The sequence below is a fragment of the Kosakonia sp. HypNH10 genome, assembly GCF_029850615.1.
In the GTDB taxonomy this organism is placed as follows: Bacteria; Pseudomonadota; Gammaproteobacteria; order Enterobacterales; family Enterobacteriaceae; genus Kosakonia; species Kosakonia cowanii.
Window position 1 is genome coordinate 137,764 of sequence record NZ_JAOTIU010000002.1, and the last position, 25,840, is coordinate 163,603.

22 protein-coding genes are annotated in these 25,840 nt (G+C 57.9%); 15 read left to right on the top strand and 7 right to left on the bottom strand.

Going from position 1 to position 25,840, the window contains the following annotated elements; all coding sequences use genetic code 11:
• Positions 1 to 2: 2 nt before the first annotated feature.
• Positions 3 to 359 carry an ArsC family reductase gene (locus tag N7V53_RS06860; protein ID WP_023481242.1) on the bottom strand — a complete coding sequence of 119 codons (357 nt, stop codon included), beginning with the start codon at positions 357 to 359 and terminating at the stop codon, positions 3 to 5.
• A gap of 384 nt (positions 360 to 743) precedes the next feature.
• Between N7V53_RS06860 and ypfM the strand changes: the two genes are divergently transcribed.
• A complete protein-coding gene (gene ypfM / locus N7V53_RS06865; RefSeq protein ID WP_124971302.1) occupies positions 744 to 803 on the top strand; it encodes a protein YpfM in 60 nt (19 codons plus the stop codon).
• A 93-nt stretch (positions 804 to 896) separates the two neighbouring features.
• Here the strand turns inward: ypfM and acrD are convergent, their stop codons facing one another.
• Positions 897 to 4,010 (bottom strand): multidrug efflux RND transporter permease AcrD, encoded by a 3,114-nt coding sequence (acrD, locus tag N7V53_RS06870; protein WP_279792848.1) that lies wholly within the window; start codon positions 4,008 to 4,010, stop codon positions 897 to 899.
• Positions 4,011 to 4,451: 441 nt separating this feature from the next.
• Here acrD and aegA point away from each other — a divergent pair, with 441 nt between their 5' ends.
• The 4 genes from aegA (at position 4,452) to N7V53_RS06890 (ending at position 9,224) form a co-directional block, all read left to right on the top strand.
• Entirely contained in the window at positions 4,452 to 6,416 is a 1,965-nt protein-coding gene (gene aegA / locus N7V53_RS06875; protein ID WP_279792849.1) for a formate-dependent uric acid utilization protein AegA, read from the top strand.
• 67 nt (positions 6,417 to 6,483) lie between these two features.
• On the top strand, positions 6,484 to 7,059 hold the full coding sequence (gene nudK, locus N7V53_RS06880; RefSeq protein WP_054804578.1) for a GDP-mannose pyrophosphatase NudK: 576 nt from the start codon (positions 6,484 to 6,486) through the stop codon (positions 7,057 to 7,059).
• A gap of 123 nt (positions 7,060 to 7,182) precedes the next feature.
• The gene (locus tag N7V53_RS06885) at positions 7,183 to 8,226 is read left to right on the top strand and encodes a DUF1176 domain-containing protein (RefSeq protein WP_279792851.1); all 1,044 of its coding nucleotides are present in this window, start codon (positions 7,183 to 7,185) and stop codon (positions 8,224 to 8,226) included.
• 65 nt (positions 8,227 to 8,291) lie between these two features.
• The gene (locus tag N7V53_RS06890) at positions 8,292 to 9,224 is read left to right on the top strand and encodes a hypothetical protein (RefSeq protein ID WP_279792853.1); all 933 of its coding nucleotides are present in this window, start codon (positions 8,292 to 8,294) and stop codon (positions 9,222 to 9,224) included.
• A 37-nt stretch (positions 9,225 to 9,261) separates the two neighbouring features.
• On the opposite strand, the gene tkt is transcribed toward N7V53_RS06890, so the two are convergent.
• Both tkt and tal read right to left on the bottom strand, forming a co-directional pair.
• Positions 9,262 to 11,256: a transketolase gene (tkt, locus tag N7V53_RS06895; protein ID WP_279792855.1), complete on the bottom strand. Its 1,995-nt coding sequence runs from the start codon at positions 11,254 to 11,256 to the stop codon at positions 9,262 to 9,264.
• 21 nt (positions 11,257 to 11,277) lie between these two features.
• Positions 11,278 to 12,228, bottom strand: coding sequence for a transaldolase (gene tal / locus N7V53_RS06900; RefSeq protein ID WP_023481168.1), 951 nt, complete (start codon positions 12,226 to 12,228; stop codon positions 11,278 to 11,280).
• Between the two features lie 286 nt (positions 12,229 to 12,514).
• Here tal and maeB point away from each other — a divergent pair, with 286 nt between their 5' ends.
• On the top strand, positions 12,515 to 14,794 hold the full coding sequence (gene maeB, locus N7V53_RS06905) for an NADP-dependent oxaloacetate-decarboxylating malate dehydrogenase (RefSeq protein WP_023481217.1): 2,280 nt from the start codon (positions 12,515 to 12,517) through the stop codon (positions 14,792 to 14,794).
• Between the two features lie 587 nt (positions 14,795 to 15,381).
• Here maeB and hemF read toward each other — a convergent pair.
• Both hemF and amiA read right to left on the bottom strand, forming a co-directional pair.
• Positions 15,382 to 16,284, bottom strand: coding sequence for an oxygen-dependent coproporphyrinogen oxidase (gene hemF, locus N7V53_RS06910; protein ID WP_279792857.1), 903 nt, complete (start codon positions 16,282 to 16,284; stop codon positions 15,382 to 15,384).
• A complete protein-coding gene (gene amiA, locus N7V53_RS06915) occupies positions 16,284 to 17,156 on the bottom strand; it encodes an N-acetylmuramoyl-L-alanine amidase AmiA (RefSeq protein WP_034812345.1) in 873 nt (290 codons plus the stop codon). The genes hemF and amiA overlap by 1 nt, the downstream gene beginning before the upstream one ends.
• Positions 17,157 to 17,368: 212 nt before the next feature.
• Here amiA and N7V53_RS06920 point away from each other — a divergent pair, with 212 nt between their 5' ends.
• The 9 genes from N7V53_RS06920 to pdxK all read left to right on the top strand — a co-directional run bounded on the left by N7V53_RS06920 (position 17,369) and on the right by pdxK (position 25,271).
• A complete protein-coding gene (locus N7V53_RS06920; protein ID WP_042718790.1) occupies positions 17,369 to 17,794 on the top strand; it encodes a GNAT family acetyltransferase in 426 nt (141 codons plus the stop codon).
• A gap of 81 nt (positions 17,795 to 17,875) precedes the next feature.
• Positions 17,876 to 18,451 (top strand): RpoE-regulated lipoprotein, encoded by a 576-nt coding sequence (locus tag N7V53_RS06925; protein WP_279792862.1) that lies wholly within the window; start codon positions 17,876 to 17,878, stop codon positions 18,449 to 18,451.
• An 80-nt stretch (positions 18,452 to 18,531) separates the two neighbouring features.
• Positions 18,532 to 19,431 (top strand): Dyp-type peroxidase, encoded by a 900-nt coding sequence (locus tag N7V53_RS06930; protein WP_279792863.1) that lies wholly within the window; start codon positions 18,532 to 18,534, stop codon positions 19,429 to 19,431.
• 164 nt (positions 19,432 to 19,595) lie between these two features.
• Positions 19,596 to 20,612: a sulfate ABC transporter substrate-binding protein gene (locus tag N7V53_RS06935; protein WP_279792865.1), complete on the top strand. Its 1,017-nt coding sequence runs from the start codon at positions 19,596 to 19,598 to the stop codon at positions 20,610 to 20,612.
• On the top strand, positions 20,612 to 21,442 hold the full coding sequence (gene cysT / locus N7V53_RS06940; RefSeq protein WP_023478964.1) for a sulfate/thiosulfate ABC transporter permease CysT: 831 nt from the start codon (positions 20,612 to 20,614) through the stop codon (positions 21,440 to 21,442). The genes N7V53_RS06935 and cysT overlap by 1 nt, the downstream gene beginning before the upstream one ends.
• Complete coding sequence (gene cysW / locus N7V53_RS06945; RefSeq protein WP_023478957.1) at positions 21,442 to 22,317, top strand: sulfate/thiosulfate ABC transporter permease CysW; 876 nt, start codon at positions 21,442 to 21,444, stop codon at positions 22,315 to 22,317. Before cysT ends, cysW begins: the two co-directional genes overlap by 1 nt.
• Positions 22,307 to 23,401 (top strand): sulfate/thiosulfate ABC transporter ATP-binding protein CysA, encoded by a 1,095-nt coding sequence (gene cysA, locus N7V53_RS06950; RefSeq protein WP_023478971.1) that lies wholly within the window; start codon positions 22,307 to 22,309, stop codon positions 23,399 to 23,401. Before cysW ends, cysA begins: the two co-directional genes overlap by 11 nt.
• A 101-nt stretch (positions 23,402 to 23,502) precedes the next feature.
• Positions 23,503 to 24,414: a cysteine synthase CysM gene (cysM, locus tag N7V53_RS06955; RefSeq protein WP_279792868.1), complete on the top strand. Its 912-nt coding sequence runs from the start codon at positions 23,503 to 23,505 to the stop codon at positions 24,412 to 24,414.
• A gap of 17 nt (positions 24,415 to 24,431) precedes the next feature.
• A complete protein-coding gene (gene pdxK, locus N7V53_RS06960; protein WP_279792870.1) occupies positions 24,432 to 25,271 on the top strand; it encodes a pyridoxine/pyridoxal/pyridoxamine kinase in 840 nt (279 codons plus the stop codon).
• A 47-nt stretch (positions 25,272 to 25,318) separates the two neighbouring features.
• Here pdxK and crr read toward each other — a convergent pair whose 3' ends face one another.
• Complete coding sequence (crr, locus tag N7V53_RS06965; RefSeq protein WP_023478954.1) at positions 25,319 to 25,828, bottom strand: PTS glucose transporter subunit IIA; 510 nt, start codon at positions 25,826 to 25,828, stop codon at positions 25,319 to 25,321.
• Positions 25,829 to 25,840: the final 12 nt, after the last annotated feature.

Genomic DNA, 25,840 nt, shown 5'->3' on the forward strand with positions numbered 1-25,840 from the left:
AACTACACCTCGTGAATAAACTTCCCATAACTGGATTCATTGAAACCCAGCAGCATAGGCTTACCGGGCGCGCAGAGCAATGGTCGTTTGATCATTGCAGGCATTTCAACCATTAAGGCAATGGCGCTCTCGGCGTCAACGACAGCCGCGCGCTGCGCTTCATCCAGCTTGCGCCAGGTGGTTCCGCGCGTATTGAGCAGCGCTTCCCAGCCAAGCTCTGCGACTGCGGGGCGCAGCAGATCTGCATCAATCCCGTCGACGCGGTAATCATGAAAGCGGTACTCGACCTGCTCAGCCTCCAGCCAGCGGCGGGCTTTCTTGATGGTGTCGCAATTTTTGATGCCGTACATGGTGATCATGTTGAATCCTTTTGTCTCTTTTTTACCTTATTCGAACAGAAAATTAGAATAACGGAATCTAATTCGAATATCATTCGCGTGGTAATAATAATTCACTTAATGGTGAGTTGGATGATTTTAGTTAAATAACTTTTGGTCACCGCTAGTTCATCGCGTAATAACAAAACTAAAGATTTATCTGACAATGTGATCGCCATTTCATTTAGCCCTCAAGTTTTTGGGAAATATTGCCGTTAATCACAGTATGAGGCCGCAGAGCGGCGCATAGTAAGCCCAAGCCAAAGAGAAATGCCCGGTAAAGAGCGATTAATTCGATTGGTTTAAATAGCTTCACAGCGCATCCGGGCATTGAGTAGAATGGCCGTAATAATAAGAGAGGTAGTTATGATTGAACACGAAATGGGGAACTGGAAAGATTTTATCGAAGGCATGCTTCGTAAATAATTTTCAGACGAATGATTGAGCAGTGACGGCTTAATAATAATATCCACGTAAAAAAGGCGACCTGAATCCAGTCGCCTTTTTTGTTGCCCGCGATTAGCGCGGTTTCGCCTTAAGCGGGAAGCGGCGGCGCACCAGCACAAAGAAGAGCGGGACAAAGAAGATCGCCAGCACCGTGGCGGAAATCATCCCGCCCATTACCCCGGTGCCGACCGCGTGCTGGCTGCTTGAGCCTGCACCGGTGCTGGTCGCCATCGGCAGCACGCCAAAAACAAACGCCAGCGAGGTCATCAGGATGGGCCGCAGACGCTGGCGGCAGGCGTGCAGCGTCGAGGCGAGCAGATCTTCGCCGCGGGCATTCATCTCGTTGGCAAACTCAACAATCAAAATCGCATTCTTCGCTGACAGACCAATCACCGTCAGCAGCCCCACCTGGAAGTAGACGTCATTCTCCAGCCCGCGCATCCAGGTCGCCACCAGCGCGCCAATCACCCCCAGCGGCACAACCAGCATCACCGAGAAGGGCACCGACCAGCTCTCATACAGCGCGGCCAGGCAGAGGAAGACCACCAGCAGCGAGACGGCGTAAAGCGCAGGCGCCTGCGCGCCGGAGAGCCGCTCCTGATAGGACATCGCCGTCCACTCAAGACCAAAGCCGGTCGGCAGCTGGCGCACTAATTTCTCCATCACATCCATCGCCGTACCGGTACTGACGCCCGGCGCGGCTTCGCCGACAATCTCTACCGCCGCATAACCGTTGTAACGCTCGAGACGCGGCGAGCCGGTTTGCCAGTGCGAGGTGGCAAAGGCGGAGAAGGGCACCATCCCGCCGCTGCTATTGCGGACATACCAGCGGTTAATGTCATCCGGCAGCATGCGGAATTTCGCCGCCGACTGCACATAGACCTTCTTCACGCGGCCGCGATCCATAAAGTCGTTAACGTAGCTGGAGCCCCAGGCGGTCTTCAGCGTGTCGTTGATATCATCAATCGAGACGCCCAGCGCCTGCGCTTTGCGCTGATCGATATCAATCTGCAACTGCGCGCTGTCATCCAGACCATTGTGGCGCACGCGGGTGAGGGCCGGATCCTGCGAAGCGAGCTGGATCAGCTGGTCGCGCGCCGCCATCAATGCGTCGTGACCGGCACCGGCGTGATCCTGCAACTCCATATCAAACCCGGCGGAACTGCCCATGCCGCTGATCGCCGGCGGGCTACCGGCGAATACGCGCGCCTCTTTAATGCGGCTAAAGGCTTTGGTGGCGCGCTCGATAATGGCAAAGGCGCTGCCATCCGTGGGATCACGCGACTCCCAATCCTTCAGGCGAATAAACAGCCGGGCGACGTTTTGCCCGTTGCCGCCCGGGCCGGAGCCGACGGTGGCGAACACCGACTGCACATTCTCTTTCTCATGGGTGAAGAAGTAGTGCTCGACCTTTTGCACCACCTTCAGTGTCTGCTGCTGCGTTGAGCCGCTTGGCAACTGAATAGAAGTGGTAAACATGCCGCGATCCTCCAGCGGCAGAAACGAGGTCGGCAGGCGCATAAACAGCAGCACCATCACGCCAATCAGCAGCAGATAGAGCAAAATCCAGCGCAGAGCGTGGTGCAGGATTTTACCCACCGCATTTTGATAGCGGTCGGCATTGCGGTTAAACACCCGGTTAAAGGCACCGAAGAAACCTTTCTGCCCGTGCTGCTCGCCTTTGTGCAGCGGTTTAAGCAGCGTGGCGCAGAGCGCAGGTGTCAGGATCATCGCCACCAGCACCGAGAGCACCATCGCCGAAACAATGGTAATTGAGAACTGGCGATAGATGGCCCCGGTGGTGCCGCCGAAGAAGGCCATCGGCACAAACACGGCGGAGAGCACCATCGCAATGCCGACCAGCGCGCCCTGAATCTGCCCCATCGACTTGCGCGTCGCCTCGCGCGGCGAAAGACCCTCTTCGCTCATAATGCGCTCGACGTTCTCCACCACCACAATCGCATCATCCACCAGCAGGCCGATAGCGAGCACCATCGCAAACATCGTCAGGGTGTTGATGCTGTAGCCAAAAGAGTAGAGCACGCCGAAGGTGCCGAGCAGCACCACCGGCACGGCAATAGTCGGGATCAGCGTTGCGCGGAAGTTCTGCAAAAAGAGGTACATCACCACAAACACCAGCACAATCGCTTCGAGCAGCGTCTTCACCACATCGATGATTGAGGCTTTAACAAACGAGGCGGTTTCATAGGCGACTTTGTATTCAAGGCCGTGAGGGAAGTAGTGCGACAGCTCATCGAGCCTCTGTAGTGCCAGCTCTGCCGTCTCCATCTCATTCGCCCCGGAGGCCAGTTTTACCCCCAGCCCGGAGGCGGCTTTGCCGTTATAACGGCTGAGATAGTCATACTTCTCCGCGCCCAGTTCAACGGTTGCCACGTCGCCGAGACGCACTTCTGAACCGTCAGGATTGACGCGCAAGGTAATAGCGCGGAACTGCTCCGGCGTCTGTAACAGCGACTGCGCATTGATGGTGGCATTCAGCGCCTGGCGGTCAACGGAGGGTGTGCCGCCCAGTTGCCCGACGGCAATCTGCGCATTCTGCGAGGCGATAGCGCGGGTGACATCGCCGGTGGTGAGTTGATAACTGGTGAGCTTCGACGGGTCGAGCCAGATGCGCATGGCGTACTGCGAGCCGTAGGCGTCGATATCACCGACGCCGTTGACGCGGCTTAACGGATCCTGAATGTTACTCGCCACATAGTCGGCAATATCCTGCTTATCCATCGACCCATCGGTGGAGACAAACGCGATGGTGAGGATGTTGGTATCGCCGGTCTTGCGCACCGTCACCCCCTGGTTCTGCACGGTTTGCGGCAGCTTGCGCATCGCGGACTGCAACTGGTTTTGCACCTGCTGCACCGCTTCATCGGGGTCGGTACCGGCGCGGAAGTTCAGGGTGATCGACGCCTGGCCGGTGGCGCTGCTTTGCGAGGACATATACATCAGATTATCGAGCCCGGTCATATTCTGCTCAATCACCTGCGTAACGGTGTTTTCCAGCGTCTGCGCCGACGCACCGGGGTAGTTGGCGGTGATGCGCACATTTGGCGGGGCTAAATCGGGGTATTGCTCAACGGGCAATGAGCTAATGGCGAGCGCCCCGGTCAGACAGATCAGGATCGCCAGCACCCACGCGAAAATGGGGCGATCGATAAAAAAGTTCGCCATCAGAAACTGGACCTCATATTGCTGCGCATGATTAGGGTGAGAATAACCGCCTCAATGTAGCGGTAATAGCGACACCAATCGTGGAGAAATAAAGGAGAAAGTGTAAATTATCATGCCCGATTGAGGCATCACGAGGCAGATCGGCATTTAAGCCAAATTTTCTTCTGCGCGGACCCGCTCTCAGCGTCAATTCTTTACCTTCACTCAGCTTTCGCCGCCAACCCCGTCTGCGGAGAAACGGTTACAGGGACTGTAGACCATCCGGCGCAAATGCGCAGGGCTACTATTTTTCTAAAAAGCTGAGATAAATTGATCTGCTACATGTTCGTGACAAATAGATAACCTTTCTGGGCAAATGGACATTGCCTGGCCGCAGGCACCCCGGTAAATAGAGTAGTCATATAAAAGATAAGGTTTATCCAGCCAATCAAGAAGGGTGCCATGAACCGTTTTATTATGGCGAATAGCCAACACTGTATTGGATGTCATGCCTGCGAAGTGGCCTGCGTAATGGCGCACAACGACGAGCAACATCCCCTTACCCCTGATGCGTTCTACCCACGTATTACCGTCGTCAAATACCCCCAGCAGAACAGCGCGGTGACCTGTCACCACTGCGAAGCGGCTCCCTGCGCGCGCAGTTGCCCAAACGGTGCCATCACCCGCGTCGATGATGCGGTGCAGGTTAATCAGCAGAAATGCATCGGCTGCAAATCCTGCGTTGTCGCCTGCCCGTTCGGCACGATGCAGGTGCTGGTCACGGCCGTAAAAGGGCAGGTGAAAGCCACCGCTCATAAATGCGATCTCTGCGCGCAGCGCGCAGCAGGCCCGGCCTGCGTGGAGAACTGCCCGGCGGATGCGCTCACCTTAGTTAACGCTGAAGCGCTGGCAAATATGGCGAAAGCACGGCGATTGCGCACCGCCAGCCAGCAGGCGCTGCCGTGGCACGATCTTCCGGCGCAGAACGACAGCAAAATGCGCCAGCTGCGCAGTACTGCCGCGCGCGGCGAGCCGGATAAGCTGGCGATCGCGGCGCGGAAAAGCGGCTTTGATGAGATCTACCTGCCGTTTCGACCCGCGCAGGCGCAGCAGGAGGCGCGGCGCTGCTTAACCTGCGGCGAGCACAGCATCTGCGAATGGCGCTGCCCGCTGCACAACCATATTCCCCAGTGGATTGATCGCGTAAAAGCGGGTGATATCGCCGCGGCGGTGGAGCTGTCGCACCAGACCAACTGCCTGCCGGAGATCACCGGCCGCGTCTGCCCGCAGGATCGCCTCTGCGAAGGGTCGTGTACCCTGCGCGATGCCTCCGGCGCGGTCACCATCGGTAATATCGAGCGCTACATCTCCGATCAGGCGCTGGCGCAGGGCTGGCGGCCCGACCTGCGGCAAGTGAAGCCCGTTGATAAACGCGTGGCGATTATTGGCGCAGGGCCTGCGGGGCTGGCGTGCGCCGACGTGCTGGCACGCCACGGCGTCAGCGCCACCGTCTTCGATCGTCATCCGGAAATCGGCGGCCTGCTCACTTTCGGCATTCCGGCCTTTAAGCTCGACAAATCCCTGCTGGTGCGGCGGCGCGAAATCTTCAGCGCGATGGGCATCCGTTTCGAGCTTAATTGTGAAATCGGCAAAGATCGCCCCATGGAGCAGTTGCTGGAAGAGTTCGACGCGGTGTTCGTCGGCGTCGGCACTTACCGCTCGATGAAAGCCAACCTGCCCCATGAAGAGGCGCCAGGCGTCTATGACGCGTTACCGTTTCTGATTGCCAACACCAAACAGCTGATGGGGCTTGAGACCACGGCGGATGAACCGTTTGTCGACACCTCCGGGCTTAACGTAGTGGTGCTGGGCGGTGGCGATACGGCGATGGACTGTGTGCGCACCGCGCTGCGTCACGGCGCGGCAAAGGTCACCTGTGCTTACCGCCGGGATGAAGCCAATATGCCCGGCTCCAAAAAAGAGGTGAAAAACGCCCGCGACGAGGGGGCGAACTTTGAGTTCAACGTCCAGCCAGTCAACATTGAAGTGGATGAAGAGGGCAAGGTGAGCGGCATACGCTTACAGCGCACGCAGCTCGGCGAGCCGGACGCGAAAGGCCGCCGTCGTCCGGTAGCGATAGCGGGCAGCGAGTTTATTATGCCCGCCGATGCGGTGATCATGGCCTTTGGCTTCAACCCCCATTCGATGCCGTGGTTGTCGCGCCTTGGGGTGCAGGTGGATGAGTGGGGGCGCATTGCGGCAAGCGTCAACACCCCATACCGTTATCAGACCTCGCATCCGCAGATTTTTGCCGGCGGTGATGCGGTGCGCGGTGCCGATCTGGTGGTTACGGCAATGGCGGAGGGGCGTCATGCGGCGCAGGGGATGATGGCGTGGCTCGGGATTAACCCGCCGGAGAAACAGTAACCCACGGCGACAAAGCAGGCCCGGACGCGTACTATAGCGCCATTCTGTTTCTCTTCTGGAGCCTGCTATGTCGCTAAAAATCGCTGTGATTAAAGATAAAATCCTCTCCGAAAACTACTTTGTCCTGCGCAATATCACCTACGATTTGACGCGTCAGAACGGCGAGGTCATCCGCCATAAACGTGAAGTGTATGACCGCGGCAACGGCGCGACGATTCTGCTTTATAACCGCGAAAAACAGAGCGTGGTGCTTATCCGCCAGTTCCGCATCGCCAGTTGGGTGAATGGCAACGAGAGCGGCATGCTGATTGAAGCTTGCGCCGGTCTGCTGGACGACGACGAGCCGGAAGTGTGCATCCGCAAGGAGGCGGTTGAAGAGACCGGCTATCAGGTGGGTGAGGTGCGTAAAGTGTTCGAACTCTATATGTCGCCAGGCGGCGTAACCGAAATCGTACACTTTTTTGTCGCCGAATATAGCGATGCCCAGCGCGCCAACGACGGCGGTGGTGTAGAAGATGAAGATATCGAAGTGCTGGAACTGCCCTTTGAACAGGCGCTGGCAATGGTAGCAAGCGGCGAGATCCGCGACGGCAAGGCGGTCATTTTACTGCAGTATCTGCAAACTTCCGGACTGATGGCGTGACGCGCTTTTTATACCCCCTACCAACTTTCGCATGAAGCTATCCGATAAATCCGATTGAGCCGGTCAACCGCGGGAGTAAAGATACGCCAGTTTTGCGTCTATTCTTCCGGGGTTGCACCATTCATGCGTTATCGCAGCGTACTCACTCTCCTTTTCGGTCTTTGCACCGCACCCGCTCTATGGGCCGCGCCCGCACAGAAAACCTTCTCCGACTGGCAAGTTACCTGTAATAACCAGAATTTTTGCGTAGCGCGCAATATTGGCGAACACGCCGGGCTGGTGATGAGCCTTGAGCGCAGCGCCGGGGCGCGTGCCGATGCTGCGCTGCGCATCGATCTCGGCGGCATCGGTATTCCGGCGGGCAAAGCGCCGCCGATTGCCGGGCGACTGCTGCTTGATGGTCAACCGCTGAAGATGGCCAATACGGAGTGGAAGATCGCGCCGTGGCATCTGATGACCAGCAACCCGCAAACCGTTGCCGCGCTGCTGGAGACTATCCAGGAGGGGCAGACCATTACCTTGCAGAGCGGGCAGGGGCGTATTTCACTCGCCGGGCTGAAAGCCGCGCTGCTGTTTATTGACGCGCAGCAAAAGCGTGTCGGCAGTAAAACGGCGTGGATCAAAAAAGGGGTCAGCCCGCCGCTGAGCGTGCCGCCTGCGCCCGCCTTAAAAGAGGTTGTTCACCCCACTGCGGCCCCCGCGCCCTTAACCCACCAGCAACTCAACGATCTGCTTGATTACGGCAACTGGCGAATGAGCAACACCCAGTGCTCCCTCGACCCGGCGCGCCGCCAGGTGCGGGTCTACGCCCTGACCAACGACAAAGCGCTGCTGATGATTGATTGCGAAGCGGGCGCTTACAACGTGGTCGATCTCGCCTGGCTTGTCTCGCGACAAAAACCGTTTATCTCCCGCCTGGTGCGCCTGCGCCTGCCGTTCTCCCCGGATAACGGCAATAGCGAGATGGAGCTGATGAATGCCTCGTTTGATGAGAAGAGCCGCGAGCTGACGACGCTGGCGAAAGGGCGAGGCCTCGCAGACTGCGGCGTTGCCAGCCGCTGGCGTTTCGACGGGCAGAATTTCCGCCTTGTGCGTTACGCCCAGGAGCCAACCTGCGATAGCTGGCATGGCCCTGATTCATGGCCAACTTTGTGGGTAACGCGATAAGCGAGTGACGAAACGGCCCCGCGCTCATTATAATCCGCCCGCACAATGCAACCGGGAAGGGAATAATGAAACCTCTGTTTACGCCGTGGCTTGCCTTAAGCCTGGCTCTTATCGCCGCTCTGCCTGCCAGAGCTGAACTTACCGCCGCCGACAATAAGGCCATCGCCGCGCAGGTCGAACGCTGGAACAGCCATCTCAACGGCAAGGCCGATGCAAGCGATCTCTATGCCGACCAGGTACACTGGTTTGGTGAAAACCTCTCCCGCGACGCGGTTTTGCACAAGCAGCAGGAATTTGCTGCCCGCGCGCCGCGTTATAGCCAGAGCATTATCTCCACGCTTGATATTAACGAAACCAGCGCGGGCGATGTCGAGGTCGATTTTGTCAAACAGGCCGGGCTGGAAGCAGACAAAGTTAAAAATTACCCCGCGCAGTTAACCTTCCTCCATCAGCCAGCAGGCTGGCGCATCAGCGGTGAAACGGATCTGCTCACGCGGCTGAATCAGAAAGAATCGGCGGTGCAGGGCGCGCTGACCAGGGGCAAATTTGATGGCGCGACTAAAGATACCGTGTGGGTCAGCGCCCGCGATCCGCACTCCGGCGGTAGCTGTACGGAAGAGGGCGACTGCGACTGCTCGCTGTGGAGCAGCAACCCGGCGATCAAACCCGCCACGCTGCCGCAGTGTATTGGTGCCACCGTGGAGACGCTCTCCGGCCTTGACGACAGCGGTCGCGACCGCGTGGTGATCTTCCCTCAGTGGTGGACCAGCGCGTGGAGCGTGGTCTACGTCTACGATATCCAGCAGGGACAATGGGTTAAATCCGTGCCCTCCTTCCCCTATAACAGCAACGTGCAGGAAGATGACAACGCTGCTGCGCTGGTGAAGCGCGATCCGCAGCATCCGGGCTTTGTGCTGGTGAAAAAAGCGCTGTGGGATGAGAAGCAGGAAGAGATTGTTACGCCGCAAGAGAGCGAAGCGTTGCAGGTAGTGAAATAAGAGAAAGCGCGCCTGCCGAAGCGGGCGCGCCTGAAGATTACTTCTTAAGTACTGCTTTGGCTTTCGCCACGATGTTCTCGACGGTAAAGCCGAAGTAAGGGAAGAGTTTCTCCGCCGGAGCGGACTCGCCATAGCCGGTCATGCCGACAATCGCGCCCTTCAGACCAACATACTTGTACCAGTAATCGGCAATCCCGGCTTCCACCGCGACGCGCGCGCTGACGTCTGACGGCAGCACCGATTCGCGCCATGCTTCATCCTGGGCATCAAAGATATCCGTGGAAGGCAGCGATACCACACGCACCTTCACGCCTTCGCTGCTTAGCTGCTCGGCGGCCTTCATGGTGATCTCCATTTCAGAGCCGGTAGCAATCAGGATCAGCTCCGGCTTGCCGTCGCTATCTTTCAGGATATAACCGCCTTTGCTGATCGCCTTCACCTGCTCCGGAGTTCGCTCCATCTGCGCCAGGTTCTGACGGGAGAGGATCAGCGCTGTCGGGCCGTTATGGCGCTCAATCGCCAGTTTCCAGCCAACCGCTGCTTCCACCTGGTCACAGGGGCGCCAGGTGCTGAAGTTTGGCGTCAGGCGCAGGCTGGCGATCTGCTCAACCGCCTGGTGTGTCGGGCCATCTTCGCCAAGGCCGATAGAGTCATGGGTGTAGACCATGATCTGCCGCGCTTTCATCAGCGCCGCCATACGCGCCGCGTTACGGGCATACTCAACGAACATCAGGAAGGTTGCAGTGTAGGGCACGAAACCGCCGTGGTGGGCGATGCCGTTAGCAATTGCCGTCATGCCGAACTCACGCACACCGTAGTGAATATAGTTCCCGGCGGCATCCTCTTTAATCGAGGTGGAGCCTGACCAGATGGTAAGGTTACTCGGGGCCAGATCCGCCGAGCCGCCAAGCAGTTCCGGCAGCACCGGGCCATAGCTGTTAAGGGTGTTTTGCGACGCCTTACGGCTGGCGATTTTCGCCGGGTTGGCCTGCAGGTTGTTGATGTACTCGGAGGTCATTTGCTCCCAGTTCTCCGGCAGTCCGCCGCTCATACGGCGCTTGAATTCGGCCGCCAGATCCGGGAACTCTTTCTCCCACGCTGCCAGTTTCTCATTCCATGACTGCTGGGCTTTCGCGCCGCGATCGTGGGCATCCCACGCCTGATAGATCTCTTTCGGGATCTCGAACGGGCCATAGTTCCAGCCCAGCTGTTTGCGGGTCAGCGCCACCTCTTCATCGCCGAGCGCCGCGCCGTGGGATTCCTCTTTGCCCGCTTTGTTCGGTGAACCAAAACCAATCACCGTGCGGCAGATAATCAGCGTCGGCTTATCTTTGACCTGCTGCGCCTCTTCAATGGCCTTTTTCACCGCTTCCGCAGAGTGACCATCCACTTCGCTGATCACATGCCAGTTATAGGCTTCAAAGCGTTTGGCGGTGTCATCGGTAAACCAGCCTTCGGTTTCGCCATCAATGGAGATGCCGTTGTGATCGTAGAAGCCAATCAGTTTGCCTAAGCCCAGCGTGCCCGCCAGCGAGCAGACTTCGTGGGAGATCCCCTCCATCAGACAGCCATCGCCCATAAAGACATAAGTGTAGTGATCGACAATGTCATGGCCCGGACGGTTAAACTGCGCCGCCAGCGTGCGCTCGGCAATCGCCAGGCCGACGGCGTTCGCCAGCCCCTGGCCCAGCGGGCCGGTGGTGGTTTCTACGCCCGGCGTGTAGCCAATTTCCGGGTGGCCCGGCGTTTTAGAGTGCAGCTGACGGAAGTTTTTCAGCTCTTCGATCGGCAGGTCATAGCCGCTGAGGTGCAGCAGGCTGTAGAGCAGCATCGAAGCGTGACCGTTGGAGAGAATAAAGCGGTCGCGGTTATACCAGGTCGGGTCGGCCGGGTTGTGTTGCAGAAAGTCGTTCCACAGCACTTCCGCGATATCCGCCATCCCCATTGGCGCACCGGGGTGGCCGGAATTGGCTTTTTGCACCGCGTCCATACTCAGGGCGCGAATGGCGTTAGCAAGCTCTTTACGGGACATAGTTCACTCCGTGGCAAAAGGTTAAAGTTTGGCAGCAAGCAGATCTTCGAGTTTGCGCTGGTCGACGGCGAACTGGCGAATACCGTCAGAGAGTTTCTCAACCGCCATCGGGTCAAGGTTATGTTCCCAGCGGAACTCCGCTTCGGTCATTTTCGCCTGGCGCGAGAAGGTCTGGGACGACGGCACCAGTTTGCGCTCGACGGTGCCTTCATGCTCCTGCAACTCTTGCAGCAGGGCAGGCGAAATGGTGAGGCGGTCACAGCCGGCGAGGGCAAGGATCTGCTCGACGCGGCGGAAGCTGGCGCCCATCACGATGGTCTCGTAGCGGTGCTGTTTGTAGTAGTCATAGATATTGCGCACCGATTTGACGCCCGGATCTTCATCCACCACGTACGGGTCCATCGGTTTACGGTCGTTGTACCAGTCGTAGATGCGCCCGACGAACGGCGAAATCAGATAGACGCCCGCTTCGGCACAGGCACGCGCCTGGGCAAAGGAGAAGAGCAGCGTCAGGTTACAATCGATACCCTCTTTTTGCAGCTCTTCCGCCGCGCGGATACCTTCCCACGTGGAGGCGAGTTTGATCAGAATGCGTGACTTATCGATCCCCTGCTCCTGGTAAAGCTCAACGATACGGCGCGCTTTGGCAATGCTCTTCTCTTTGTCGTAGGAGAGACGCGCATCGACTTCGGTGGAGACGCGGCCCGGAATGCTTTTCAGAATTTCCGCACCGATATTGACCGCCAGTTTGTCGCTCGCTTCCGCGACCTGCTGCTCCTGGGTTTTGCCGCGCGCTTTGCCATACTCCAGCGCGTCGTCGACCAGATGGGAAAAGTGCCCAAGCCCAGCGGCCTTCAGCAGCAGGGAGGGGTTGGTGGTGGCATCTTCCGGCTGGTAATGGCGAATGGATTCGATGTCGCCGCTGTCCGCCACTACGGTGGTGAACTGTTTCAGGCCGTCTAAATAATTCATGAAGATAACTCCTTAAAAAGCAATGTGTTATTTACGCGCGTCGCATCGCGCTGTTGTCAGGATGAGAGCTGCATAACAAAAAAGCATAGCAGACGCAGCCCTTTACGGGGTTTTGCGGTAGGTAACAAAGATGGGAGATATACGTAACGGTTTTGTTGACGCGATGGTCAGAGTATGGCGACCTTCAAAGTTTACGCCGCCGACAAAGGCCATACTGGTCGGTGCATTGGAGTGTCATCACGCGTTAACACTCTTGACGCTGAAAGCAACGTGAAAGGAACATCTAATGGACGACCAATTAAAACAGAGTGCCCTCGATTTTCACGAGTTCCCCCGCCCGGGTAAGATTCAGGTTTCCCCTACCAAACCGCTGGCGACGCAGCGCGACCTGGCGCTGGCGTACTCGCCCGGTGTTGCCGCTCCCTGTCTGGAAATTGAGAAAGACCCGCTGGCAGCCTATAAATACACCGCGCGCGGCAATCTGGTGGCCGTTATCTCCAACGGCACCGCCGTGCTCGGCCTTGGCAATATCGGCGCGCTCGCCGGTAAGCCGGTGATGGAGGGCAAAGGCGTTCTGTTTAAGAAATTCGCCGGTATTGATGTGTTCGATATCGAAGTTGACGAGCAGGATCCCGACAAACTGATCGACGTGGTTGCCGCGCTGGAGCCGACCTTCGGCGGGATTAACCTGGAAGATATTAAAGCGCCGGAGTGCTTCTACATTGAGGCGAAACTGCGCGAGCGCATGAACATCCCAGTGTTCCATGACGACCAGCACGGCACGGCGATCATCAGCACCGCCGCCATTCTCAACGGCCTGCGGGTAGTGGAAAAGAACCTCTCTGACGTGCGCATGGTTGTTTCCGGCGCCGGCGCAGCGGCCATCGCCTGTATGAACCTGCTGGTGGCGCTGGGGATGCAGAAACACAATATTGTGGTCTGCGACTCGAAAGGGGTGATCTACAAAGACCGCGAGCCAAACATGGCAGAGACCAAAGCTGCCTATGCGGTGGAGGACAACGGCAAACGCACGCTGGCAGAAGTGGTGGCGGGCGCGGATATCTTCCTCGGCTGCTCGGGGCCAAAAGTGCTGACCCCGGAGATGGTGAAAGAGATGGCGCGCCAGCCGCTGATCCTCGCGCTGGCTAACCCGGAGCCGGAGATCCTGCCGGATCTGGCAAAATCGGTGCGCCCGGATGCGATCATCTGCACCGGCCGCTCCGATTACCCCAACCAGGTTAACAACGTGCTCTGCTTCCCCTTTATCTTCCGTGGCGCGCTGGATGTTGGCGCAACGGCGATCAACGAAGAGATGAAGCTGGCGGCGGTTCATGCGATCGCCGAGCTGGCGCACGCCGAGCAGAGCGAAGTGGTGGCCTCGGCCTATGGCGATCAGGATCTCAGCTTTGGGCCTGATTACCTGATCCCGAAACCCTTCGATCCGCGTTTGATTGTCAAAATCGCCCCGGCGGTGGCAAAAGCGGCGATGGAGTCCGGCGTGGCGACGCGCCCGATTAGCGATTTCGACGCCTATGTCGATAAGCTCGCCGAGTTTGTCTACAAAACGAACCTGTTTATGAAGCCGATCTTCTCCCAGGCCCGCAGCGCGCCGAAGCGCGTGGTGCTGACGGAAGGAGAGGAGCCGCGCGTGCTGCATGCTACTCAGGAGCTGGTGACGCTGGGGCTGGCGAAGCCGATCCTGATTGGTCGCCCGAGCGTAATTGAGATGCGCATTCAAAAGCTGGGGCTGCAAATCCGCGCCGGTGCGGATTTTGAGATTGTGAATAACGAGTCCGACCCGCGCTTTAAAGAGTACTGGACGGAGTACTTCAACATTATGAAGCGCCGTGGCGTAACGCAGGAGCAGGCGCAGCGCGCGGTGATTGCTAATACCACCGTGATTGGTGCCATCATGGTGCATCGCGGTGAAGCGGATGCGATGATCTGCGGCACCATTGGTGAATACCATGAGCACTTCAGCGTGGTGCGTGACATCTTTGGTTATCGCGACAGCGTGCATGCCGCAGGCGCGATGAATGCGCTGCTGCTGCCAAGCGGCAACACCTTTATCGCCGATACCTACGTGAATGAAGATCCGAGCGCCGATCAGTTAGCAGAGATCACCCTGCTGGCGGCGGAGACGGTGCGCCGTTTCGGTATTGAACCGCGCGTGGCGCTGCTTTCGCACTCCCAGTACGGCTCATCTAACGCGCCAGCGGCGGTGAAGATGCGTGAGACCTTAGCGCTGGTGCGCGAGCGGGCACCGGAGTTGATGATTGACGGCGAGATGCACGGCGATGCGGCGCTGGATGAGTCGATTCGTCAGGACCGAATGCCCGACAGCCCGCTGAAGGGGACGGCGAATATTCTGATTATGCCGAACGTCGAAGCCGCGCGAATCAGTTACAACTTGCTGCGTGTTTCCAGCGCCGAAGGGGTAACCGTCGGGCCGGTGTTGATGGGGGTGGCGAAGCCGGTGCATGTATTGACGCCAATCGCCTCCGTGCGGCGGATCGTCAATATGGTGGCGTTAGCGGTGGTCGAGGCGCAGACCGCGCCGTTATAAGCTTCAGCATGATGGGTTTGGTAGGCCGGATAAGCGTTAGCGCCATCCGGCAATGGGCCTGGCATGTGGCATTGGTGGAAGGGTTCCGTTCACCATGCGTGCGGCGGAATATTTTTCTCACCGGTGCGGTGAACGGGACAAGGGAAGCGGCCGCGCTCCCCTTGTCAATCCCCGCGGCCCCGCGAGGAAATCGGTGCTGCGCACTGCACTCACCTCCCGCGTGCCTGACTGCGGCCGGCTCGACTCGACATCCTGTCTCGGTTCGCCTCTGTCCGCCATCCATGGCGTCCAGACCTTGTCATTCCCGCTTCGGCTCGCCGATTTCAGCGGGGACACAACCCCTCGCTGTAAGCTGGGCATCAAATGAAAAACAGTTGCTGCTGGAACCGCGTAGGCCGGATAAGCGTTTACGCGCCATCCGGCATTGTCTCGCGGCACCGATTGCCGGATGGCGGCTGCGCCTTATCCGGCCTACGGTAACGAAGCCGCTGAAACCGTGTAGGCCGGATAAGCGTTTACGCGCCATCCGGCATTGTCTCGCGGCATTGATTGCCGGATGGCGGCTGCGCCTTATCCGGCCTACGAGGTTAGATCCACTCTTTCACTTTGATAAATTCGCTTAACGCCGCTTCGGGGCTGCCTTCGGCGGGCTGGTAATTGTATTCCCAGCGCACCAGCGGCGGCATCGACATCAAAATCGACTCGGTGCGCCCACCGGTTTGCAGGCCGAACAGCGTCCCGCGATCCCACACCAGGTTAAACTCCACGTAGCGCCCACGGCGGTAGAGCTGAAAATCGCGCTCGCGCTCGCCCCACGGCGTGTTTTTACGCCGCTCGACAATCGGCAGATAGGCGTCGGTATACCCTTCGCCCACCGCGCGCATAAAGTCGAAACAGTGGTCAAAATCCGGCGTGTTGAGATCGTCGAAAAAGAGCCCGCCGACGCCGCGCTGCTCGTCGCGATGCTTCAGATAGAAGTAGTCATCGCACCACTTTTTATAGCGCGGGTAGACCTCTTCGCCGAAGGGCTGGCAGAGATCGCGCGCGGTGCGGTGCCAGTGCACGGCATCCTCTTCGAAGCCGTAATAGGGCGTCATATCGAAACCGCCGCCGAACCACCAGACCGGGTCAGCATCCGGCTTCTGGGCGATAAAAAAGCGCACGTTGGCATGGCTGGTCGGCACATAGGGGTTGCGCGGGTGCACCACTAATGAGACACCCATCGCTTCGAAACTGCGACCCGCCAGCTCTGGGCGGTGCGCGGTAGCGGAGGCGGGCATCGCATCGCCATGAACGTGGGAGAAGTTCACCCCCGCCTGCTCAAACACGCTGCCGTCGCGCAGCACGCGGCTACGTCCGCCGCCGCCCGCTTCACGCTGCCAGGCATCTTCAATAAAACCACCGCCGTCGATTGCCGCCAGTTTTGCGCAGATAGAATCCTGCAGGGCAAGCAGGGCGTTTTTTACCGGGTCTACATCAGGAGTGCTCATCAGCGCCTCTTCGTATGGGCTTTGTGGTTATCGAACCAGCTAAAGTAGCTCATGACACCGTCGGTGATGGCGGTGGCGATCTTCTGGCGAAACGCGGCGGTGCCGAGTAGCTTCTCTTCCGCCGGGTTGGTAATAAACGAGGTCTCAACCAGCACCGAGGGAATGGAAGGCGATTTTAGCACCACAAACGCCGCCTGCTCGGTGTTGCGGCTGTGCAACCGGTGCACAGGCTTGATCTGTTTGATGATATGCGAGCCGAGCGTCAGGCTGTTTTTGATGGTGTCCGTCTGCACCAAATCAAACAGCACCTGCTGGAGCAGATGATCTTTATCACGCGCTTTTTTGCCCGCCAGTTCATCCACGGCGTTCTCTTTATCGGAGAGGTATTTCGCCATCGCGCTACTCGCCCCGCGATTGGAGAGGGCAAACACCGACGCGCCCGCGGCGTTCGGGTTGGTAAAGCCATCGGCGTGAATCGACATAAAGAGATCCGCACCGTGCTGATGGGCAATCTCGACGCGGTCGTAAAGGGGAATAAATTTATCGCTGGTGCGCGTTAAACGCGCATCAATGCCGCGCGCGCGCAGCTGGGCGCGGACGTTTTTGGCAATCGCCAGCACCACATGCTTCTCTTTCGAGCCGTTGTGGCCAATCGCGCCGGTATCAATCCCGCCGTGACCGGGATCAAGCATTACGATGCGCTTTGCACCCGCTTTTTTCGCTTTCGGTTTGCTGTGGCTGTTGCTGGTTTTAAGAGGTGTCTCATCCTTAGCGATAGCACGAGACATACCTGACAAGGTTAATGCGGCCAGGCCTGCTTTCAGGATCTGGCGACGCGAGGTGAGTGTTTTTAATGGTTTAAAGGTGCTCATAGCCTGAAATGGGTTATCCGTGGTGGCAGGTGTTATAGCGTATCGTGTTTGCTGTGACGACAGTCCGTAAGAACTATTGTTTTACTTTTCATTTCAATACGTGACAGAGTGACATTATGCCATTTTTCAGCGGCGATGATGCTGGATATTGGCTAACCGCGCGCCACAGGCCATAATCACCGTTTACACAGCTGAAAAATATGGGGGACATCATGGAGATACGTGTTTTCCGGCAGGAAGATTTTGAAGAAGTGATCACGCTTTGGGAGCGCTGTGAACTGCTGCGCCCGTGGAACGATCCGGAGATGGACATTGAGCGTAAGGTCAATCATGACGTAAGCCTTTTCCTGGTGGCAGAGGTGGGTGGCGAAGTCGTTGGTACGGTAATGGGCGGTTATGATGGCCATCGCGGTTCGGCATACTACCTGGGCGTTCACCCGGAGTTTCGCGGTCGCGGCATCGCCAATGCGCTGCTGAGCCGGCTGGAGAAGAAGTTGATTGCTCGTGGTTGCCCGAAGATCAACCTGATGGTGCGCGACGATAACGAGATGGTGATCGGCATGTATGAGCGCCTGGGGTATGAACACACCGACAGCGTTAATCTTGGCAAGCGCCTGATTGAAGATGAAGAGTACTGAATCCGGCCTTTCGCGGTGACGAGGGCACTTTTTTCACTTTCGGCACTCCAACAGGCGTTTGGTCAATATAAGGAATTGTGCATGAAACCCCTGCGTATGTTTTTTATCGCGCTGCCGCTGGCGTTAACCGGCTGCTCGACGTTCGCCTCCGTCAACTGGTCTGCCGCGTATCCCTGGAACTGGTTTGGTTCCTCCCCCGAAGTCAACGAGCAGGGCGTTGGCGGCCTGACAGCCAGCACGCCGCTCAATGAACAGGCGATTGGCGACGCGTTAGGCGGCGATTACCACCTGCGCAGCGGCATGAAAACCGATAAAGGCACCATTGTTCGCTATTTCGAAGCGCTGAAAGAGAAGCAACTGGCGCTGGTGGTCAACGGTGAAAACGGCGTTGTCAGCCGGATTGATGTTACCGATCCCGATATTGCCACCGACAAAGGGGTAAAAATCGGCGCGCCGTTCAACACCCTCTATGACAAAGCATTCGGCAACTGCGTGAAAGCCTCTGACGCCGATATCTCCGGTATCGAGTGTAAAGCGCCCGACAGCCAGCACATCAGCTACCTCTTCAGCGGCAGCTGGAGCGGCCCGGATGGCTTAATGCCGTCGGATGACACCCTGAAAAGCTGGAAAGTGAGCAAGATCATCTGGCGTCGCTAATCGCATCAGAATAGTCTGATACTGACCCAAAAACAGGTACAATACCGCATCGTTTTTGTGGTCAGTTTTCAGGAGATGTGATGTCCCAGGTTCAGAGCGGCATTTTGCCGGAACATTGCCGTGCGGCAATTTGGATTGAGGCCAGCGTAAAAGGGGAGGCCGATGCCCTGCGCGCCGGTAGCCGTGCGTTTGCCGATAAGCTCGCAAACTTCCAGTTGCAGTTCCCCGATGCGGCGCTCGGCGCAGTGGTAGCGTTTGGTTCCCACGTCTGGCGTGAATTAAGCAACGGGCAGGGCGCTGAAGAGCTGAAAGATTTTCCCGCCTATGGCAAAGGCCTTGCGCCCGCTACTCAGCACGATGTGCTGATCCATATTCTCTCCCTGCGTCACGATGTGAACTTCTCTGTTGCCCAGGCGGCGCTGGCTGCCTTTGGTGATGCGCTGGAGGTAAAAGAGGAGACGCACGGTTTCCGCTGGGTGGAAGATCGCGATCTCAGCGGCTTTGTCGACGGCACCGAGAACCCGGCTGGCGAAGAGAAACGCCGCGAAGTGGCGATTATTCAGGACGGTATTGACGCGGGCGGCAGCTACGTGATGGTGCAGCGCTGGGAGCACAACCTGAAGCAGCTTAACCGCATGAGCGTCAGCGATCAGGAGATGATGATCGGGCGCACCAAAGCGGATAACGAAGAGATCGACGCCGATGTGCGCCCGGTAACGTCCCATCTTTCGCGCGTCGATCTGAAAGAGGCAGGCAAGGGGCTGAAGATTGTGCGCCAGAGCCTGCCCTATGGCACCGCCAGCGGCACTCACGGCCTCTATTTCTGCACCTACAGCGCGCGGCTCTATAACATTGAGCAGCAACTGCTGAGCATGTTCGGCGACAGTGACGGCAAGCGCGACGCCATGCTGCGTTTTACCCGCCCGGTTACCGGTGGTTACTACTTCGCACCCGCACTCGACAGGCTCTTTGCCCTGTAACAAACCCGCGTCACATCAGGCCGGGGCAACCCGGCTTATACCCCTTTCTGCTTATACTCTTTTCTGATTCCAAATCACCAATTGGTATATAAAACCGTTACTGCTTTCACTCCCGTTATAAATAAACTGAACATCGTCGAGTGATCAGCTTATAAGGGTGAGCAATGGCCGTTAACATACTGAAAAAAGGATATCTGACGCTGGCAGCGCTGACGCTGTTAAGCGCGCAGGCACAGGCAACGGAACTGCTCAACAGCTCGTATGATGTCTCGCGCGAGCTGTTTGCGGCGTTGAACCCGCCTTTTGAGCAGCAGTGGGCGCAGGAGAATGGCGGCGATAAGCTGACCATCAAGCAATCCCATGCCGGTTCGTCAAAACAGGCGCTGGCGATTTTGCAGGGGCTGAAAGCCGACGTGGTCACCTATAACCAGGTGACGGATGTGCAGATCCTGCACGATAAGGGCAAGCTGATCCCGGCCGACTGGCAGAGCCGCTTACCGAATAACAGCTCGCCGTTCTACTCGACGATGGCGTTCCTTGTGCGCAAGGGCAACCCGAAGAATATCCACGACTGGAACGACCTGGTGCGTTCTGACGTGAAGCTGATCTTCCCGAATCCAAAAACCTCTGGCAACGCCCGCTATACCTATCTGGCGGCCTGGGGCGCAGCCGATCAGGCTGATGGCGGTGATAAAGCCAAAACCACCCAGTTTATGACCCAGTTTCTGAAAAACGTTGAGGTGTTCGACACTGGCGGCCGCGGCGCGACCACCACTTTCGTTGAGCGCGGCCTTGGCGATGTGCTGATCACTTTTGAGTCGGAAGTGAACAACATCCGCAAACAGTATGAAGCGCAGGGCTTTGAAGTGGTGGTGCCGAAGGTCAATATCCTCGCCGAGTTCCCGGTGGCGTGGGTCGATAAAAACGTGAAAGCCAACGGCACGGAGAAGGCGGCGAAAGCCTACCTCAACTGGCTCTATACGCCGCAGGCGCAGACCATCATCACCGACTACTACTACCGCGTGAACAACCCGGAAGTGATGAAAAAGCTGAGTGATAAGTTCCCGCAGACCGCGCTGTTCCGCGTGGAAGATAAGTTCGGCTCCTGGCCGGAAGTGATGAAAACCCATTTTGCCAGCGGCGGCGAGCTGGATAAGTTGCTGGCGGCGGGGCATAAGTGATGTTGTCTGGATCGAAACGCGTGCTGCCGGGCTTTGGTTTAAGCCTCGGCAGCAGCCTCTTTTTTGTCTGTCTGATTCTGTTATTACCCTTAAGCGCGCTGGTGATGCAGCTGTCGCAGATGAGCTGGGAACAGTACTGGGAAGTGGTCACCAACCCGCAGGTGGTGGCGGCCTATAAAGTGACGCTGCTGGCGGCGTTTGTCGCCTCAATCTTTAACGGCGTCTTCGGCATGCTGATGGCGTGGATCCTTACCCGCTACCGCTTTCCGGGACGTACGCTGCTCGACGCGCTAATGGATCTGCCTTTTGCGCTGCCGACCGCGGTGGCGGGCCTGACACTGGCGTCGCTCTTCTCCGTTAACGGCTTTTACGGCGAGTGGCTGGCGGCACTGGATATCAAAGTGACCTACACCTGGCTCGGCATTGCAGTGGCGATGGCTTTTACCAGCATTCCGTTTGTGGTACGCACGGTGCAGCCGGTGCTGGAAGAGCTCGGCCCGGAGTATGAAGAGGCGGCGGAAACCCTCGGTGCCACGCGCTGGCAGAGTTTCCGTAAAGTGGTGCTGCCGGAGCTGTCACCAGCGCTGATGGCGGGCGTTGCGCTCTCCTTTACCCGCAGCCTCGGTGAGTTTGGCGCGGTGATTTTTATCGCCGGGAATATCGCCTGGAAGACGGAAGTGACCTCGCTGATGATCTTCGTACGTCTACAGGAGTTTGACTACCCGGCCGCGAGCGCGATTGCCTCAGTGATCCTCGCCGCTTCGCTGCTGCTGCTCTTCTCCATCAACACTTTGCAAAGTCGCTTTGGTCAGCGTGTGGTAGGTCACTAATGGCGGAAATAAGTGCATTGAAACGCTATGACAAGCCCCGGGTGAACTGGGGAAAATGGTTTTTAATCGGCACCGGTATTGTGCTTTCAGCCTTTATTCTGCTGGTGCCGATGATCTACATCTTTGTGCAGGCCTTCAGCAAAGGGCTGGCCCCGGTGCTGCAAAACCTTGCCGATGCCGACATGCTGCACGCCATCTGGCTGACGGTGCTGATTGCGCTGATCTCGGTGCCGGTCAACCTGGTGTTCGGCACGCTGCTCGCCTGGCTGGTGACGCGCTTTAACTTTCCCGGCCGCCAGCTACTGCTGACCCTGCTCGATATTCCATTTGCGGTGTCGCCGGTGGTTGCCGGTCTTATCTATCTGCTCTTTTACGGCACCAACGGCCCACTTGGCGGCTGGCTGGATGAACATAATCTGCAAATCATGTTCTCCTGGCCCGGCATGGTGCTGGTTACCGTCTTTGTCACCTGTCCGTTTGTCGTGCGCGAGCTGGTGCCGGTGATGCTCAGCCAGGGGAGCCAGGAGGATGAAGCCGCGATCCTGCTCGGGGCCTCCGGCTGGCAGATGTTCCGCCGCGTGACGCTGCCTAATATTCGCTGGGCGCTGCTCTACGGCGTGGTGTTAACCAATGCGCGGGCGATTGGCGAGTTCGGCGCAGTGTCGGTGGTCTCGGGTTCTATTCGTGGCGAAACCCTGTCGCTGCCGCTACAGATTGAGTTACTGGAGCAGGATTACAATACCGTCGGTGCTTTTACCGCCGCGGCCCTGCTGACCCTAATGGCGATTTTGACACTGTTTTTAAAGAGTGCGGTGCAGTGGCGTTTGAACAATCAGCAAAAACGCCTGCACGAGGAGGGAAATCATGAGCATTGAGATTGCGAATATTAAGAAGTCGTTTGGTCGCACCCAGGTGCTGAATGATATCTCTCTGGATATCCCGTCCGGGCAGATGGTGGCGCTGCTGGGCCCTTCTGGCTCCGGTAAAACGACATTACTGCGCATTATCGCCGGGCTGGAGCACCAGAGCAGCGGGCGTATCCGTTTTCACGGCACCGATGTCAGCCGCCTGCATGCGCGCGAGCGCCGCGTCGGCTTCGTGTTTCAGCACTATGCGCTGTTCCGCCATATGTCGGTATTCGACAATATCGCCTTTGGTTTAACGGTGCTGCCGCGCCGCGAGCGGCCGAATGCTGCCGCCATCAAAGCGAAAGTGACCAAACTGCTGGAGATGGTGCAACTGGCGCATCTGGCGGATCGCTACCCGGCGCAACTCTCCGGCGGGCAGAAGCAGCGTGTGGCGCTGGCGCGCGCGCTGGCGGTTGAACCGCAAATCCTGCTGCTCGATGAACCCTTTGGCGCGCTGGATGCGCAGGTGCGTAAAGAGCTCCGCCGCTGGCTGCGTCAGCTGCATGAAGAGCTGAAATTCACCAGCGTCTTTGTGACCCACGACCAGGAAGAGGCGACAGAAGTGGCCGATCGCGTGGTGGTGATGAGCCAGGGAAATATTGAGCAGGCGGACGCGCCGGATCAGGTGTGGCGCGAACCGGCAACCCGCTTTGTACTGGAGTTTATGGGCGAGGTGAATCGCCTGAAAGGGGTGATTCGCGGCGGGCAGTTCCACGTCGGCGCTCATCACTGGCCGCTTGGCCATACCCCGGTTTACCAGGGCGATGTCGATCTCTTCCTGCGCCCGTGGGAAGTGGACGTCAGCCGCCGTACCAGCCTTGATTCGCCGCTGCCGGTGCAGGTGCTGGAAGCCAGCCCGAAAGGGCACTACACGCAGCTGGTGGTGCAGCCGCTTGGCTGGAACCCCGATCCGTTAACGGTGGTGATGCGCGATGAGCATCCGCCCCAGCGCGGCGAGCGGCTGTTCGTTGGTTTGCAGAACGCGCGGCTCTACAACGGCGATGAGCGTATTGAGCCCGGCGCGGAGCTTGCTCTGGCTCAGTCAGCCTGATAGCTTAAGGAAACGTGGTTTTTGCCGGGTAGCGCGTTGCTCATCCGGCCGACAAGCCCGGTATGCGTGATGCGGACCGGGTTTTTTATTGGACAGCGATCGTGAACACATTAGAAGAGACTATCGGCAATACGCCGCTGGTCAGATTACAGCGCCTGGCCCCGGACAACGGCAGTGAAATCTGGGTCAAGCTCGAAGGTAATAATCCGGCCGGTTCGGTAAAAGACCGCGCTGCGCTGTCGATGATTGTGCAGGCGGAACGGCGCGGCGAAATCAAACCTGGCGATGTGCTGATTGAGGCGACCAGCGGCAATACCGGCATTGCGCTGGCGATGATTGCGGCGCTAAAGGGCTATCGCATGAAGCTGCTGATGCCGGACAACATGAGCCAGGAGCGCCGCGCGGCGATGCGCGCTTATGGTGCCGAGCTGATTCTGGTCAGCAAAGAGCAGGGCATGGAGGGGGCGCGCGATCTGGCCCTTGAGATGGCGGCGCGCGGTGACGGCAAGCTGCTCGATCAGTTCAATAATCCCGATAATCCCTACGCTCATTACACCACCACCGGCCCGGAAATCTGGCAGCAGACGCAGGGGCGCATCAGCCACTTTGTCTCCAGCATGGGGACTACCGGCACCATCACCGGCGTTTCACGTTTCCTGCGCGAACAGGCGAAAAAGGTGACGATTGTTGGCCTTCAGCCGGAAGAGGGGAGCAGCATTCCCGGTATCCGCCGCTGGCCTGCCGACTATATGCCGGGCATTTTTAACGCCGATTTGGTGGATGAGGTGCTGGATATCCAGCAGCGCGAGGCGGAAAATACCATGCGCGCGCTGGCGGTCAAAGAGGGCATCTTCTGCGGCGTCAGCTCTGGCGGCGCGGTCGCCGGCGCGATTCGGGTAGCGAAAGCGAACCCGGGCGCGGTAATTGTCGCCATCATTTGCGATCGCGGCGATCGCTATCTGTCGACCGGCGTGTTTGGTGAAGAGAGTTATTCGCAGGGCGCGGGGATTTAACCCGTCAAGGAGACAAAATGGAGATGATCCTGTTCAGGGATAAAACCCGGGCGCAGCAGGCCGATATCGTCGCGGTTCAGTCGCAGGTAGTTTACGGCAGCGTCGGCAACAGCATTGCAGTACCCAATATTCGTCAGCACCAGCTTAACGTGCTGGCCATTCCTACCGTGCTGTTCAGCAATACCCCGCATTACGACACCTTTTATGGCGGCGTCATTCCCGATGAGTGGTTCAGCGGCTATTTGCAGGCGCTGGAAGAGCGCGATGTGCTGCGCAGTGTGAAGGCGGTGACAACCGGCTATATGGGCAGCGCCAGCCAGATCAAGCTGCTGGCGAAGTGGCTGACGGCGCTGCGGGAGAAACACCCGGAGCTGCTGATTCTGGTCGATCCGGTGATTGGCGATATCGACAGCGGCATCTATGTGAAACCGGAAATTCCCGAGGCCTACCGCGAAGTTATGCTGCCGCTGGCCCAGGGCATTACGCCGAATGTGTTTGAGCTTGAAGTGCTGAGCGGTAAACCGTGCCGCGATCTGCAAAGCGCGATTGCCGCGGCGCAGGGGTTGCTCTCCTCATCTTTGCGCTGGGTGGCGATCACCAGCGCGCCGGTGGACCGCAACGATGGGCAGATCCATGTGGTAGTGGTCTCAGCCGAGGGCGTCAATATCAGCAGCTATCCGCGCGTGGCGACGGACCTGAAAGGGACGGGCGATCTCTTTTGCTCCGAACTGGTGAGCGGCATTATTCAGGGCAAAGCGCTGGATATGGCGGTGCAGGCTGCGGGCGAGCGGGTGGTGGAGGTGATGGGTTATACCCTTGAGAAGGGGTATGACGAGCTAATTTTACCGCCGCGCTAAAACAAAAATGGCACCTTACGGTGCCATTTTTTTAGACTGTAGAGCGCTTACTTCTTGATGCGGATCACCGGGGTTTCACCCACGGTTACGCTACCAGAGAGTTTGATCAGCTCTTTGATCTCATCCATGTTAGAGATAACAACCGGCGTCAGCGTGGATTTTGCTTTCTCTTCCAGCAGCGGCAGGTCGAACTCGATAACCGGATCGCCAACTTTAACGCGCTGGCCTTCTTCCGCGATGCGTTTGAAACCTTCACCTTTCAGTTCAACGGTATCAATACCGAAGTGAACGAAGAGTTCGATGCCGCTATCGGATTCGATAGAGAAGGCATGGTTGGTTTCAAAGATTTTGCCGATAGTCCCGTCAACCGGAGCGACCATTTTGTTGCCGGTCGGTTTGATAGCAATGCCATCGCCGACGATTTTTTCAGCGAACACCACATCCGGTACATCTTCAATGTTAACGATTTCGCCAGACAGCGGGGCAATGATCTCAATGGCGCCGGTCTCTTTCTTATCATCAGAAACCAAAGATTTCAGTTTATCGAACAAACCCATGATCTTCTCCTA

Coding starts and splice junctions, on each gene's coding strand:
- cysT (WP_023478964.1), top strand. CDS start 20,612: ATGTTGTCTGGATCGAAACGCGTGCTGCCGGGCTTTGGTTTAAGCCTC.
- cysA (WP_023478971.1), top strand. CDS start 22,307: ATGAGCATTGAGATTGCGAATATTAAGAAGTCGTTTGGTCGCACCCAG.
- amiA (WP_034812345.1), bottom strand. CDS start 17,156: ATGAGCACCTTTAAACCATTAAAAACACTCACCTCGCGTCGCCAGATC.
- tal (WP_023481168.1), bottom strand. CDS start 12,228: ATGAATTATTTAGACGGCCTGAAACAGTTCACCACCGTAGTGGCGGAC.
- N7V53_RS06925 (WP_279792862.1), top strand. CDS start 17,876: ATGAAACCCCTGCGTATGTTTTTTATCGCGCTGCCGCTGGCGTTAACC.
- tkt (WP_279792855.1), bottom strand. CDS start 11,256: ATGTCCCGTAAAGAGCTTGCTAACGCCATTCGCGCCCTGAGTATGGAC.
- acrD (WP_279792848.1), bottom strand. CDS start 4,010: ATGGCGAACTTTTTTATCGATCGCCCCATTTTCGCGTGGGTGCTGGCG.
- N7V53_RS06930 (WP_279792863.1), top strand. CDS start 18,532: ATGTCCCAGGTTCAGAGCGGCATTTTGCCGGAACATTGCCGTGCGGCA.
- cysW (WP_023478957.1), top strand. CDS start 21,442: ATGGCGGAAATAAGTGCATTGAAACGCTATGACAAGCCCCGGGTGAAC.
- N7V53_RS06920 (WP_042718790.1), top strand. CDS start 17,369: ATGGAGATACGTGTTTTCCGGCAGGAAGATTTTGAAGAAGTGATCACG.
- N7V53_RS06935 (WP_279792865.1), top strand. CDS start 19,596: ATGGCCGTTAACATACTGAAAAAAGGATATCTGACGCTGGCAGCGCTG.
- N7V53_RS06890 (WP_279792853.1), top strand. CDS start 8,292: ATGAAACCTCTGTTTACGCCGTGGCTTGCCTTAAGCCTGGCTCTTATC.
- hemF (WP_279792857.1), bottom strand. CDS start 16,284: ATGAGCACTCCTGATGTAGACCCGGTAAAAAACGCCCTGCTTGCCCTG.
- pdxK (WP_279792870.1), top strand. CDS start 24,432: ATGGAGATGATCCTGTTCAGGGATAAAACCCGGGCGCAGCAGGCCGAT.
- crr (WP_023478954.1), bottom strand. CDS start 25,828: ATGGGTTTGTTCGATAAACTGAAATCTTTGGTTTCTGATGATAAGAAA.
- N7V53_RS06885 (WP_279792851.1), top strand. CDS start 7,183: ATGCGTTATCGCAGCGTACTCACTCTCCTTTTCGGTCTTTGCACCGCA.
- nudK (WP_054804578.1), top strand. CDS start 6,484: ATGTCGCTAAAAATCGCTGTGATTAAAGATAAAATCCTCTCCGAAAAC.
- maeB (WP_023481217.1), top strand. CDS start 12,515: ATGGACGACCAATTAAAACAGAGTGCCCTCGATTTTCACGAGTTCCCC.
- aegA (WP_279792849.1), top strand. CDS start 4,452: ATGAACCGTTTTATTATGGCGAATAGCCAACACTGTATTGGATGTCAT.
- N7V53_RS06860 (WP_023481242.1), bottom strand. CDS start 359: ATGATCACCATGTACGGCATCAAAAATTGCGACACCATCAAGAAAGCC.